The sequence below is a fragment of the Bacillus smithii genome (assembly GCF_001050115.1).
GTDB classification, from domain to species: Bacteria; Bacillota; Bacilli; order Bacillales; family DSM-4216; genus Bacillus_O; species Bacillus_O smithii.
Genome location: NZ_CP012024.1, coordinates 2,434,893 through 2,449,340 on the forward strand (window position 1 = coordinate 2,434,893; position 14,448 = coordinate 2,449,340).

Annotated in this window: 12 protein-coding genes; 2 read left to right on the forward strand and 10 right to left on the reverse strand. The window is 40.6% G+C overall.

Annotation, left to right across the window (positions count from 1 at the left end; all coding sequences use genetic code 11):
- Nucleotides 1-163: 163 nt before the first annotated feature.
- From BSM4216_RS11425 to BSM4216_RS11450, 6 genes are all read right to left on the reverse strand, one after another.
- On the reverse strand, nt 164-1,231 hold the full coding sequence (locus BSM4216_RS11425; protein WP_048623787.1) for a GerMN domain-containing protein: 1,068 nt from the start codon (nt 1,229-1,231) through the stop codon (nt 164-166).
- Between the two features lie 84 nt (nt 1,232-1,315).
- Complete coding sequence (gene racE, locus BSM4216_RS11430) at nt 1,316-2,131, reverse strand: glutamate racemase (RefSeq protein WP_048624508.1); 816 nt, start codon at nt 2,129-2,131, stop codon at nt 1,316-1,318.
- Between the two features lie 679 nt (nt 2,132-2,810).
- Complete coding sequence (locus BSM4216_RS11435; RefSeq protein WP_048623788.1) at nt 2,811-3,479, reverse strand: DUF1129 domain-containing protein; 669 nt, start codon at nt 3,477-3,479, stop codon at nt 2,811-2,813.
- A complete protein-coding gene (locus tag BSM4216_RS11440) occupies nt 3,445-3,810 on the reverse strand; it encodes a PadR family transcriptional regulator (RefSeq protein ID WP_048623789.1) in 366 nt (121 codons plus the stop codon). The genes BSM4216_RS11435 and BSM4216_RS11440 overlap by 35 nt, the downstream gene beginning before the upstream one ends.
- 375 nt (nt 3,811-4,185) lie before the next feature.
- Nucleotides 4,186-5,256 carry a hypothetical protein gene (locus BSM4216_RS11445; protein WP_156179252.1) on the reverse strand — a complete coding sequence of 357 codons (1,071 nt, stop codon included), beginning with the start codon at nt 5,254-5,256 and terminating at the stop codon, nt 4,186-4,188.
- 371 nt (nt 5,257-5,627) lie between these two features.
- A complete protein-coding gene (locus BSM4216_RS11450; RefSeq protein ID WP_048624384.1) occupies nt 5,628-7,001 on the reverse strand; it encodes an IS1380 family transposase in 1,374 nt (457 codons plus the stop codon).
- A gap of 307 nt (nt 7,002-7,308) precedes the next feature.
- Between BSM4216_RS11450 and BSM4216_RS11455 the strand changes: the two genes are divergently transcribed.
- On the forward strand, nt 7,309-8,352 hold the full coding sequence (locus tag BSM4216_RS11455; protein WP_048622401.1) for an IS30 family transposase: 1,044 nt from the start codon (nt 7,309-7,311) through the stop codon (nt 8,350-8,352).
- A gap of 1,256 nt (nt 8,353-9,608) precedes the next feature.
- On the opposite strand, the gene BSM4216_RS11460 is transcribed toward BSM4216_RS11455, so the two are convergent.
- The 4 genes from BSM4216_RS11460 to BSM4216_RS11475 form a co-directional block, all read right to left on the reverse strand.
- Nucleotides 9,609-9,833 (reverse strand): helix-turn-helix domain-containing protein, encoded by a 225-nt coding sequence (locus BSM4216_RS11460; RefSeq protein WP_003355567.1) that lies wholly within the window; start codon nt 9,831-9,833, stop codon nt 9,609-9,611.
- Between the two features lie 534 nt (nt 9,834-10,367).
- Nucleotides 10,368-11,132 carry a succinate dehydrogenase iron-sulfur subunit gene (gene sdhB, locus BSM4216_RS11465; RefSeq protein WP_048624509.1) on the reverse strand — a complete coding sequence of 255 codons (765 nt, stop codon included), beginning with the start codon at nt 11,130-11,132 and terminating at the stop codon, nt 10,368-10,370.
- Between the two features lie 26 nt (nt 11,133-11,158).
- A complete protein-coding gene (sdhA, locus tag BSM4216_RS11470) occupies nt 11,159-12,910 on the reverse strand; it encodes a succinate dehydrogenase flavoprotein subunit (RefSeq protein WP_048623791.1) in 1,752 nt (583 codons plus the stop codon).
- A gap of 51 nt (nt 12,911-12,961) precedes the next feature.
- Nucleotides 12,962-13,570, reverse strand: a complete 609-nt coding sequence (locus BSM4216_RS11475; protein ID WP_003355571.1) for a succinate dehydrogenase cytochrome b558 subunit — start codon at nt 13,568-13,570, stop codon at nt 12,962-12,964.
- 340 nt (nt 13,571-13,910) lie between these two features.
- Between BSM4216_RS11475 and BSM4216_RS11480 the strand changes: the two genes are divergently transcribed.
- Complete coding sequence (locus tag BSM4216_RS11480; protein ID WP_003355572.1) at nt 13,911-14,336, forward strand: YslB family protein; 426 nt, start codon at nt 13,911-13,913, stop codon at nt 14,334-14,336.
- Nucleotides 14,337-14,448 lie beyond the last annotated feature (112 nt).

The following is a 14,448-nucleotide window of genomic DNA, read 5'->3' on the forward strand; positions in this document are numbered from 1 at the left end:
CCACGGCAAAATCCCCGCAAGGCCGAAACTTCCACCATTACCGTGAGAACGATTTTTTATTGACTCTTCAGTCGCTTCGCTTTTTCGATATGTCCAATAAAAATGAGGTGGCATTTGCCAACCTCTGTTTTGATCTATTATATAATATACCAAAAAAATTTTTTTAGAAACTACCGGTGTTGACATGCTCGGGCCTTGAAACGGTTTCGCTGATGGGTTTTCCTTTGTCGTCTACTAAGTTTGTCTTGCCATCCACTTCAACGGTTACACTTTTAATCCCTTTCTGTTCTGTCAAAGAAAGCACAAGAGGATTTAACGTATTTTTGGAGATCATTTTTTCCTCGAAACTACCTAAAATCGATTTATTAAAATTTAATGTGACTTTTCCATCCTTTACCACCGGAGCACTAATCAGTTTCACATCCGGCATAAATTCGCTTACCAGTTCAGACGAAGGGCTTGGTCCTTTGATGAGCTCATTGACGACCGCCGTAACATTATCTTTATTATTGTTGCTCACTCTTTTTGTGACGGGGACGTAATAATAATTCTCTCCGTCTTGAGCTAAATAATAAACGGTGATCGGTCTTGTATTCGTGATGTCGACCACGTTTTCAACATCCCAATTAATTCCGATGTTTCTGGATAATCCATTGGGATCAATCGCTGTCCCATCCACTGGCATTTCTTTTAATGGCTGGCCGTCCACTCTCAGTTCGACTTTTTTCACCGCGTCAAACTGCGTCAACGTCCAAGTAATAGCCTGTAAAATTTTCTTTTCGTCTTCCGCTTTGTACTCTTTAAATTCAGGAGAAAAGTCCGCGATGGCCTTTCCATCTTTAATTTGAACGCTTCGTACTTCCGTGCCGGCCGGCAGCACCGCTCTGAACCCGTTCGGAAGCATATTTGACACCGGCCCGTCGTCTACTAGATATTCAAGCGCTTCTTTGGCGATGCTTTGCGTTTTGGGAAGCGGCAGCGTCTGCGATACTACATAACCGTTTTTATCTATCAGATACAAATCTGTCATCATTACGTCTTCTTTTTTCATGTCCTGAGCAGATTGATGTTGCAATTCTTTTAAGGACCCGTCCTCTTTTAAATAAGTTACTTTTTGCGGTGGATCAATGTTCTCTTTCTTTTCATTGCTGCCGAGCAATCCGCATCCTGTCAAATAAATAGACGATAAAATGACAGCCGCCGCGACGAGAGTTTTCTTTTTGACCATCATGAAACCTCCTCACACAGTTTGTACTACATGTATACGAGCTGGTGAGGAAAATTAGACCGTTTTCCAAAAGAAATTCGCCGCAGTTTAAAAAACGAGTTCATTTTCATCTAAACGAATCGTAGAAACATCTATCGTTGGATCTTGGAGCCAATCGGAAGCGATCTTATAAAACAGCTCTTTAGATCCAGTTGTAAAGAATCGATTAGGGAGACAAGATTTCTCCATGTTTAAAAGTTCTTTATAATGCAATATGGCGCTCACTTCTCTTGCTGTTTCTTCTCCTGAACTAATCACCGCAACATTTTCGCCCATGAATGACGAAATAATGGGTTCAAGAAGCGGATAATGAGTGCAGCCTAATATCAACGTATCCAATTGTTTATCTTTGAGCGGCAGCAATGTTTCCGCTACAATTTTTTTGGCCATGGCACTATGATATTCCCCGCTTTCTACCAAAGGAACAAACTTAGGACATGCAAGCGGAAAGATCTTTACATTCTTATTGATAGAATGAAGAGCTTTTTCATACGCACGGCTTTTAATAGTGCCGATCGTACCTAGAACCCCAATACGAAAATGTTTTGACATTTTAATAGCCGCTCTCGCTCCGGGATGAATGACTCCAATAACCGGAATGTCGAGTGCTTCTCTAATCTCGTCGAGAACAGCAGCCGTTGCTGTATTGCAAGCGATCACGAGCATCTTGATATCATAACGAAGCAAATAGCGGGTCATTTCCCAAGTAAATTGTTTGACCTCTTCCACGGGTCTAGGCCCATAAGGACATCTGGCTGTGTCACCAATATAATATATCGTTTCATGAGGGAGCTGCCTCATGATCTCAATAGCAACTGTAAGACCCCCAACTCCGGAATCTATTACACCTATTGGCCTGTTTATCAACGTATCTCGCCTCATTCTTTTGTATTTTCTGGTTGCATCTTTCTGATCATGTCATCCGTTTTAGATGATCACTCTCTAAATATGCGATAAAAACCATTGCTGCTGAAACACTTTTTTCATTTTTTCTCCCTTAAACGGCACGAACGGATCTTCCGCAATATTTTCTTATTGGCAAATTGGCAGCGCCGTTTTACAAACGTTTCGTTCGTTTTTTCAATTTCTGAAAAGAAATGCTTCAAAACTCAAAGACTATATCCTTTATCTCCATGAGCCATTGAGAATGCCTCTTTGTTCTATTTCTTTATGTATATATGAAAATTTTCATTCCTAAACCGACATTCTTTTCGCTCTAAAAGTTTCCTAGTTTCTTCATTTCTAAACGAACTCTATGAGAAAAGAAGCTTCAGCAGTCTATCAAACATTTTCTCGTTTTTTACTTTGTTTTTCAAGAGTGAAGATCCGCCTATTTTTTCACGGAACAATGTGGGAATATCCTTATTTTTCAAAAACAACAGACAAGAAACTCACTCTTATGGCTAAAAGTCATCCCGGTTTCTTTCAGATGTGTACAACTTTCTTCCATTTTTAATCACTCATCCGTTCCTCAATTGTCGAGAGAGCTTTCTTTTGTTAAAAGCGTCTTTACATGACCTTTTTGCCATTAGAAAAATATCTGTCAAAATATATCCACATGCTTAAACACAACTTTATGGATCCTCCAAAGCAAAAGACCGATCAGCAAACTAGCCCATGCAGGTATCGGAATGACAGGCAGAATATCTTTTAAGAAAAAATAGATGACGAGCGGTAAAAAATAGGCGATCGTAATAGGAAAAACATATCCTAATAATACGCGGACGCTAAATTTCTTAAACGTGGATTCCCTCAGAAACAATAAAATAATGTCGAAGACAAGACACATAAAAATAGGTGTAAAGAAATAATCAACAGAAAACCCTTTTACCGGAGGCAGATCGGTAAATTGGTTTAACAAAGGATAAATGATCAATCGGGAAATGCCGTCTATGAAAAAAACAATATACAAGCCGATCCCAAAGATGAAGGCAAAACGACTGAACCTGAAATACGATTGTTTGCCCATTGTTTGCACGACTTCTTTGCAATAGGATTCCGGATTTTTGCCAAATACGTCTTCCGCCGACCGCCCTTCTTCTTGGGCGATCAGCAAATGGTCCAGCATTTCCAGCAGCAGTTCCTCCGTCTTTTTTTCCGGAATGGAACTGAGCCGCAAATAAACAAGCATGTTTTCATAATACTTCCTGTTTTCCTCGTTCAATTGCTTCCGTCGTTCATTGTTTACTTGGATCATCTCTTCTGCTGTCATGGTTCTCACTCCTTTGATTCAAAATATGATCGACTGCAACCTTCAGGTCCATCCAATTTTCTTTAAATTCTTCCAACTGTTGTCGCCCTGAATCGGTCAACCGGTAATATTTTCGTTTTGGACCGTTCGGAGAATCTTTCAGAGTTCCAGAAATAAGATTCTCTTTTTGCATGCGCAGAAGCACCGGATAAATGCTTCCTTCACTCACAAACGTCAATCCATACTCGACCAGCTTCATGCTTAATTCATACCCATAAATTTCTTCACGGGCAATCACCGCCAAAATACATCCTTCTAAAACTCCTTTCAGCAATTGACTTTTTAATGACAAAGATCATTCACCACACATTCCTCTATCTTGCCAAAACTTAGGAAGATCAGAACCATGATCAAACACGGTATCTTGTTAAACAAGTTACCTAACCAAAAAAAGATACTGACTTGCAAAACAAGGTAGTAACTTGAGTATACCAACACAAACGTAAGAAATCAAGATTCATTTTTACTAAACCGGAAAAATTTGTAATCACATGGTTGGATAGTCGCTTTCATATAAAAGTAATTGGTATTCCAATAGACAAACTGATTATCACATGCATATTTATTTATTCTAAACTACTTTTAAATAAAAAAAGCCGGCATCCCACTAAGATTTATTCCTTATGGGGTACCGACTTTTAGCTTGTTGAAAGAGAAAAAAGAAAAGCTATTTTACTTGTTTTTTGACTTTCATCCAGTCTTTTCCTAATATATGGCGGTTTCCGTTTGTTAGACGAATCCATTCTTCGACAAATGGTTTGCCTTTAGCCAGTTGTTTAGCGGCATCTGCGTTATGAACAATATCTCCTTTTTGATAGGTGCCGCTTTGGGGCATGGATGATTTCACAAAATGCCTTGTGTCTCCTTCCATCCAAAAATATCGTTCATTATTGTATTGCCGTACGATCGGGATCACAGGATGGATGGGAAAGTAATCATCCGTTCGAAACAGCCTGTCTTCCATATAAAAATTATCCGCTTTGATACTCGCTTTGTTTTCGATTGTAGAGGTCCCGTAAAATTTTCGTAAACGAGGGGATCCGATAACGTTATTTTTTCTTTCACGAAAACCGTCCATGACGATGTTGGCGTTATTCCCTACGGAAAGAATGGAGTAATTCGGCGCTTTCTTTTCATCGAATCGGCTGTAGACAAGAGATGTGTTTCGGATAGTGGTTTTCGAATCTCCGTCTATATAGAAAAAAGAACCATAGTTTTCACTCGGTTCGTATCCTTCAAAGTGAATGCTGTCGAGATCGATGTTGCTTCCGCTTAGAATGATCCCCTTGCCGTATAAACCATGTTCGATATTCAACTGCATAATAATCCCATCATCAAATCCTTTTAGTACCATACCGTATTTCGCTTGCAGTTTTGTTTTTTTGTTGTAGTCATTCCAATTCACCGCATATATATTCGATATGACATTTCCTGTATTTCCCCTGCTTGCCAAATACATGGCGGAGTGACGAAAACGAGTAATACGGATATCACGAATAGAGGAAGAATAGAGATGAACTTTGCTGTTTTCACGAAGATAGATGCCGCTAGTATTACTTTCAATATACAATCGTTCCAGAACCGCTCCGTCTCGTAATCCAGTTTTTAAGTAGATTCCGGTGCCATTGGGAACTTTCTCTTTAGAAGAAGGAAGGGAAGAATGACCGATGTATAAATCAGATATGTATGGAACGCCACCTGTGATGAGCACAGGCTGAGTGGTGTCCGTTTGAACCAATTTAGATTTGCCTCTTTCCTCACCAATCAGGCGCATATTCTCTTGTTCAATCGGCCTATTTATGAGGTATGTACCTGGAGGGATTCTCGTTTCATGGCCATCCATCAATGATTGCTGAATCGCACAAAAATCAACCTCTAAATTTTTCCAATATACATTAGGACCTGAATCCGTGATGAATTGAAATCGACTTTGATTTTGTTGTAATTTTGATGGATTGATAATCCATAAAACCCTTTTTATGCTTATGACCTATGTCATCTCTATTTCCGAAAATGGAACAAATCTCTTTTTTTAGGTATACGAACCAAAAAAATAGACAAAAAAGCACAGGGAGTGACGTTGGACATCAGTGCCCGAACATTCGTTCGTTATCTTGCCTCTCTCCATTTCTGATAGACGTTCAGTAGGGGCTCGCTATAGCCACTCCTTCGCGTCCGTTTCATCCAGATCTGTCGTGATCGACGGACGAGTCGCCCTGCCATCGTGATCACCGTCTGAATAATCGTCTTGATGCGGCGGCGTTTCACTTTGTGGTGCAACGGATGTCTCGGATCGCTTAATAGATCTTGTCCAATCAGACGAAGAAGATTGTAAACGAAGGCTCCCATGACCAACACGAGCGCATTCGTTTTCATCTTCCCAGATGGAAGCCGCTCTAAATCTAAGTCGCTCTTCAGTTCGCTATGAAACTGTTCGCCTGTCGCATGGTCATGATACAACGCGAGCACATCGCTCATTCGAACATGCTCGTATCCTTTGAGCCGCACCCAATAGCTTTCCACTTCATAATCAGGAACGAGCATCAGCTGTCCATTGCGTTCCATCGTCCGTTCCGTCACTTGGGTGACTTGAACGTACGTATACGTGTTTCCATCGATCGCTGCCTTCTGTGGAAGGCATAGCTCATAGGTTTGTACTCCTTCGCTTTGTCCATCATCGACACGTTTGCCCTTTTGCGAAGCGATCTGGAACCAAAGCGCTTTCGATTCTCGGCGTAAGTTTCGCTTGATGACAAAGTCCACGTCTTCCTTTAGGCATACGTGCCCATTCGCTTCTGCATCGTTTCCTGCATCCATGCGAACAAGCAGACGAGATGAAGTCAGTTGACGAGCTCGACGGATAGCGGTGACTAAAAACGAGGGCATGTTGTCTTGCACATGTTGTTTCCCTGGACGCAACTCGGCATGAACGAGATCCCCTTCCTTCCCTGCATACGCAAACAACGGTGTAAAACCGTCAAATCCTTTATACGTTCGACTGACTCCTTCTTTTTTCGTATCGGAGTTGTCAAATGGGGAACCATCTATATCAAGGGGAAGCCATGTCGTCTTTCCTTTGGTCCAACAAGGGGACAAAGTGGCATGTCGTTGAATCAACAGACGTATGGACTCCTCCCAAAGAATCGTTTCGGTCATCGGAAGACAAGCGAGCTGATCGAGTCGTTGTCGCAAGGTTGGAGAGGAAGGCACGTGCTGAATCCCCATCGATGCCGAAAAGATATCGTCCTGACGATACGCTTCGATATGATCGAAATCCGTTTTTCCTGTGGCAAGCAAGCCAATCATCGAGCGAATGACATCGCTATGGGAAATGTGCACTTCTCGACGAACCGTTGGAAGCCGAAGTGCGTTTACCCGTTTATCCAGTTTCGTTCGATGGAGTAAGTAGCCAACGAGAGCAAGCCCAGCACTTGGGGTAATCGCTTCATCTGTCAATACAAACCGAATCGGGAAATCTTTCATCACATCACCTACTTGATGAAGAATCGTCAACGTCGTTTTTCCTTATCGTATCAACGGTTTGCGACCATTGTAAAGATGTTTTGTCACGGATTCAGGATAAGAGTTATAAATACCCATTTTCACTTTCTATAGGAATATAATGATTTCGATTTCTTATGATATTTCTCGTAATTTTTCTCTTGTTTACAAAAAAGCTTTTGAAGGCTAGTTGTATAATCAAATGCAACAAGCATAAAAAATGAAAAACCATAGATAAACCACGTATGATTAAGTCGACTAAAACAATATCGATACGGAGGATTTATCTATGGCAATTACTAATTCTACCATAGGAGCTCGGCATTTCAAACACTTAACGGCTTATGACCGTGGGAAAATTGCGGCCTTACACGCTGCTGGTAAGACTCAACAGGAGATTGCAGATTATGTTGGTTGTCACAAAAGCACCATCTCCCGTGAGTTAAGAAGAGGTACAGTGCCACAAAGAAAAAGCAACGGGAAAATTGTTCATGTCTATTTTCCAGACACAGGTCAACTTCTCTATGAGAGAAACAGGAAAGCCTGTGGCCGCAAGCTAAAACTAGACGATGCCATCGAGTTTATTAAGTATGCCGAAACTCAGATCCTTGATAAGAAATGGTCTCCTGATGCGGTATGTGGGAGAGCCAAACGTGATGGGAAATTCAAAGACAAAATGGTTTGCACCAAGACCCTTTATAACTATATTGATCTAGGACTTATAGGCGTTAAAAACATTGACCTACCTATGAAAATTACCCTGAACACCAAGAAAAAACGTAACCGGAAGAATAAGAAGATCTTAGGACGCAGTATCGATGAGCGACCAATTGAAGTCAATGAACGCCAAGAGTTTGGTCACTGGGAAATTGATACGGTTATAGGCAAGAAGACTAAAGATCAGGCCTTATTGACTCTTACTGAGCGCAAAACCCGTAAAGAAATAATTTTGAGAGTGACAGCCAAGGATAGTCTATCCGTTTCAGAAGTCATATCTCAGTTGAAAGTGTCTTATGGTAATCGGTTCTCTAAAGTGTTTAAAACCATTACGGCTGATAACGGTTCTGAATTTGCTGACCTCGGCCTTAGTGTTGAAAAAGATCTAACAGAGGTTTATTTTACACACCCTTACACATCCTGTGAACGAGGAACCAACGAGCGTCATAATGGCCTTATTAGGCGCTTCATACCAAAGGGGAGACCCATTTCCTCTGTGGCAGACGAAACCATTACCTATGTTGAAAATTGGTGTAACCATCTTCCAAGGAAGATCCTCAATTATCGTACACCTGAGGAGTGTTTCCAAATAGAGTTAGCTGGCTTAGCTTCTTAACCTTAAGCCAGCTAACCCAAAGGGTTGGTTTTTAGCAACTTGACAAAGAGCCTCTGCGGGCATGGCTACCAGCCATGAAGCCAGGTATACGGTACTGGCTGGGCCAACCAGGCTACCATGCCCGCCACTCCACGTCAAGTTGCGCAGAGTGTCCCGATTCTACTTAATCATGGGTTATCTGGTCTTTCAATACTTGTTGCATTTAATATTGCAATTTAAGAAAAGCTTTTGAATAAAAATGAATTAACATTTTACGTTTTAATCCGATAAACACAGATCAAATTGGATCGAGAAAGAAGTTTTCTGAATACCAAAGACGATCCTGTTATTTCTGCTTTTACTAAGGGGATTTTAAAACATAGCCAAATCTTATTGAAATTATATAAGTAAGTAACTGCGCAAAAACAAGAGATTGCCCCAAAAGGAAATCCCACCATTTTGAAGCAATCTCTTTATTCTATTTATATTCTTTTTTAACAGATCGAGCTGAATGGGGTAGACTGATAGCTGGTTACAACTTTGCCATTCACCATCCCAAACCACAGATCGATTGAAAACGTAATTTGAACATGTGTTTTCCGATCTACGTCACAAATTTCTACTTCAGTTTCTCCCCTTCACTCTATTCTTCTTTCCAAAACATTCCTTCGTTATGAGACGGGCTTTTCCTTCAAAACGATGCATACCGTAAACAAAAAGATAGGACTGGAAGTGTTAAAAAATTCCACATAAGCCAGTCCATTGTTCCTCTTCGAAAAAACAGCTGCCATCAGATGCACAGCAAATGAATTCTAAAAGGCTACAGCATCTGAAAGAACTGATTTACTTGAATGCTCCATTCTGTTTACCGGCTCTCAACATCTTTTTAACGAATGTTGATAAAAGGTTCATTTATATTATCCTTACCAACGAAAAGCAGCTGTTCCTCACTTAAATGCAAGTCCTTTGGTGGGTTGGATTAAGGCATTGATGAATTCTAATACAGATTCAAGATTCATAAAAAGGCATTTGGCCTTGTTTGAAATCATTCATCCATGGTAAACTCAAAAACTTATTGAATAAACAGCTTCAAAAACTTGCGCATCCAATAATCGTTGGTTGTACAGTGTTAAAATCGTTGAGATCAAACAGATAGATGAAATCACAATGATCAACATATCTGTTAATGATCCGAAAAATCACCTATAGTCGTACGTTAACGTATTCAAGTATGGACAGACAGACAACCGGCATGCCCATTGACACGCCGGTCGCCGCTATAGTTTTAATTCACCCATACGTAGGAGTTCGACTACTGCTTGAGAACGACCTTTGACACCTAATTTTTGCATGGCATTCGAAATATGGTTCCGGACAGTTTTCTCGCTGATGAATAGTTCTTTGGCGATTTCTTTTGTTGTTTTATCTTGAACCAATAGCTCGAAAACTTCTTTTTCTCTTTTGGTCAGCAATGGTTTATGTGAAAATTCGCGATCCTTCAACTATAATTACCCTCCTTGCCTTCGCCAGCTTTAAAACAAAAGGGATGGGTCTAGCGTCGTCATGATATCATATGAAAAATCCAGCATATCAGTGACTTCACAAAGGCAAGGGTTGCGAAATAGGCGAAAAATAGTTTTTTCTCCTAAGACATTCGCTTCAGTCTGCCATCAACGTTCTTTTTTAAGAACAGCATGATCGATCATTGTCCGACAAAAATAATATAATCCCCCACCTGACCATTTTTCTTTCATTGTATTCTTATATGCTCATACTGCGTTTTTGTGATTCACTTCCAAAATGTGGATTCCATGCAAGGTATTGTTTTAGCTCAAGTGATTAAATATGGTATAAAATCCTTTCCAAAAAATTCTCATCATCAAAAGAAAAGGGCATTCTCATCTCACCATATAAAATTCACATATGAATCTGACTAACTCTCGCTTATTAAGGCAATATGATCTATTCTGGACTTTAGGTCTGTAAAAAAAGCCTCCAACACTTGGTTGAAGGCTTTTGAGGCTTTTGGAAAGACATTACACCATATAATCGCTTCCGAAGAATTTTTTAAAGGAATGGATGGTCGTTTCTCTATTTAGCGCCGCAATGGAAGTTGTGAGCGGGATGCCTTTCGGGCATGCTTGTACACAGTTTTGCGCATTTCCGCAGTTTGCAAGACCGCCATCCCCCATGATAGCATCAAGACGTTCGTCTTTGTGCATAGCACCGGTTGGATGAGCGTTAAATAACCGTACTTGTGACAGTGGAGCAGGTCCCATAAAGTTTGAATGACTGTTAACGTTTGGGCACGCTTCTAAACAAACACCACAAGTCATGCATTTTGCCAATTCATAAGCCCATTGGCGTTTTTTCTCAGGCATCCGTGGGCCAGGTCCAAGATCCCAAGTTCCATCAATTGGAATCCAAGCTTTCACTTTTTTCAACGAATCAAACATACGGCTGCGATCGATTTGCAAATCGCGAATAACCGGAAATGTTTTCATCGGCGCAAGACGAACAGGTTGTTCCAATTTGTCGATCAAAGCAGCACATGCTTGACGCGGTTTTCCATTGATCACCATCGAACAAGCTCCGCACACTTCTTCCAAACAGTTCATATCCCAAGCAACCGGAGTTGTTTTTTCCCCTTTAGCATTGACCGGATTGCGGCGAATTTCCATTAAGCAGGAAATGACATTCAAATTCGGACGATAAGGAATTTCAAATTCTTCTTCATAAGGGGCTGAATCCGGATTATCCTGGCGAGTTATAATTAAGCGGATCGTTTTCTTTTCACTCATCATTATGTCGCCTCTTTCTCCATAGTTTAGTGTTTTTTCGTGTAATCACGAACACGCGGTTTAATCAAAGATATATCGACATCTTCATAGTGGAAAGCTGGCGCACTGTCTTCTCCAGTAAATTTCGCCATTGTTGTTTTTAGCCATTCTTCATCATTACGATCAGGGAATTCTGGCTTATAATGGGCTCCACGGCTTTCATTTCGATTATAAGCACCAATGGTAATGACTCGAGCAAGATGAAGCATATTTTTCAATTGACGTGTAAAGCTGGCCCCTTGGTTACTCCACTTAGCAGTATCGTTAATATTGATATTTTTCCAGCGTTCCATCAATTCAACTATTTTTTCATCGGTTTTTAATAGTTTATCATTGTAACGCACAACCGTTACGTTAGCGGTCATCCATTCGCCGAGTTCTTTATGAAGAACATAGGCATTTTCCGTTCCGTCCATCTTAAGAATTTGATTCCATTTTTCTTCTTCTCGTTTTCTGTAACGATCAAATAAAGTAGAAGATATAGCATCAGAGCTTTTTTCCAAGCCATTGATATATTTCACAGCATTTGGTCCGGCAACCATTCCACCGTAAATGGCCGATAACAATGAGTTAGCTCCTAAGCGGTTCGCTCCATGTTGTGAATAATCGCATTCACCTGCAGCGAATACCCCTGGAATATTTGTACGTTGTTCATAATCAACCCATAGTCCACCCATTGAATAGTGAACCGCTGGGAATACTTTCATTGGAACTTTGTGCGGATCTTCACCCATGAATTTTTCATAGATTTCGATAATACCGCCCAATTTTACATCCAATTCATGCGGATCTTTGTGGGAAAGATCAAGATATACCATGTTTTCCCCATTGATTCCAAGTTTTAAGTCAACGCAGACGTGGAAAATTTCACGTGTAGCAATATCCCTCGGAACAAGGTTTCCATAAGCCGGATATTTTTCTTCCAAGAAATACCATGGTTTTCCATCTTTATATGTCCATATACGGCCGCCTTCACCACGGGCAGATTCACTCATCAAACGAAGTTTGTCATCTCCCGGTATCGCGGTCGGGTGAATTTGAATAAATTCACCATTAGCATAATAAGCGCCTTGTTGATAGACGATCGATGCAGCAGAACCAGTATTGATCATGGAGTTTGTAGATTTTCCAAAAATGATTCCCGGTCCGCCGGAAGCCATAATAACGGCATCAGCACGGAATGTTTGAATATCCATAGTAGTCAAGTTTTGTGCTACGATGCCCCGGCAAACTCCTTCATCATCCAAGACAAGGCCAAGAAATTCCCAGCCCTCATACTTCGTTACTAATCCCGCTACTTCATAGCGGCGCACTTGTTCATCAAGAGCATACAAAAGTTGCTGTCCAGTTGTCGCACCGGCATATGCTGTGCGATGATGTTGAGTTCCTCCGAAACGGCGGAAATCAAGCAATCCTTCCGGTGTCCGGTTAAACATAACGCCCATGCGGTCAAACAGCGAGATAATTCCAGGCGCCGCTTCACACATTGCTTTTACAGGAGGCTGATTGGCTAAAAAGTCTCCTCCGTAAATCGTGTCATCAAAATGAATCCATGGCGAATCTCCTTCACCTTTTGTATTGACAGCTCCGTTAATGCCACCTTGAGCACAAACAGAGTGAGAACGCTTTACCGGAACTAATGAAAATATATCCACCGGAGTTCCTAACTCCGCTATTTTCACTGTTGCCATTAAGCCGGCTAAGCCGCCTCCAACTACGATGATCTTTCCTTTACTCATGGACACTCACTCCTTTTTTACCTAATGATGTACATCATCCATCTGCCTATCTCATACAAAAGCGAACAAAGCAGAAAGGCCGACATACGAAAGCAATACGAATACCAACAGTGAAACATACGTGAAAACGCGTTGAGAACGAGGCGTCACAATGATTCCCCAACTTACGCAGAAAGACCATAAGCCGTTCGAAAAATGGAAAATGGCCGATACAACCCCTACTATGTAAAAAGCTAGCATATATGGATTTGATAGAATATTAGCTACCATATCATAGTTAACTTCTTCCCCCATGGCTGCTTGAACGCGTGTTTCCCAAACGTGCCATACAACAAAGATGAGCGTAAAAATTCCTGTTAAACGCTGCAAGAAAAACATCCAATTTCGGAAATAACCGAAATTTCCCAAATTATTTTTCGCCGTAAACGCAATATATAAGCCGTAAATTGCGTGATATAAGAGCGGCAAAAAGATTAACACGATCTCCAATAAATAAAGCAACGGCAAGCTTTCCATAAACTTCGCCGCACGGTTAAAAGATTCCGCTCCCCTAGTGGCAAAATGGTTCACAATCAAGTGTTCAGTCAGGAATAATCCTATCGGAATTACACCTAGTAAAGAATGAAGCCTTCGATTAAAAAATTCACGATTTCCTGCCATACGGTACCCCCCTTGGTTATGAGCCGCCAATCAACATTTCTACAAAAAGAAATGTTTTCTGGCAACTGCCATCATTTTGTAACAATTATTTGACAAGTTCATTGTAACCCCATCACTGGAAAGCGTCAAGAAAACGTCTACATATTTTTCTATATTAATAAAATGACCAATTATAAAAAAAGTCGATCAATTCAACAGAATGTATTTTAGCAGAATATAAATATTTTTCAGCTTAGAGACAAATATTCCACACCTATAAAAAATCGATCGTGGAATGAAAAAAAGTTTTTTCATCTCCATCAGTCTTGTATATAATGGATACAGAAAGTAGGGATTTCAAATGGAGAATCATAAAGACATTATTCCACAAGAGCCGCAATCTGTTTCGATGTTCGCCTATGAGCTGTACCGGGATATTTTGTTACCGGAAATATTCGGCAAAGACACGGCGGACATTTTCTATTGGGCAGGAAAACAGCTTGCAAGAAAATTTCCTCTTCTATCTATAGATGAAATCTGCTCTTTTTTTGAAGAAGCTTGCTGGGGAACGCTCCAGGTGATAAAAGAAGAAAAAAAAGAGTTGCTGTTTGAATTATCAGGTCCTATTGTATTACGAAAATTTGACATATATTCTGAACCATTTTTTTCGTTGGAAGCAGGTTTTTTAGCGGAACAAATTCAAACGCAGAAAAACGTGACTGCCGAAGCGATAGAAGAGGTACATAAACGTTCCAAAAAAGTCCGTCTTCTCGTGAAATGGGAATAACGGCATCTTTTCTCGTCTATTTGCATTAAAATAGTTGTCTTAGAAACTATGGTTTCGAGAATCTGCTTTCCCCAGCTTCTTTCTTTTTTCTACATAAGCCAAAAAGACGGAT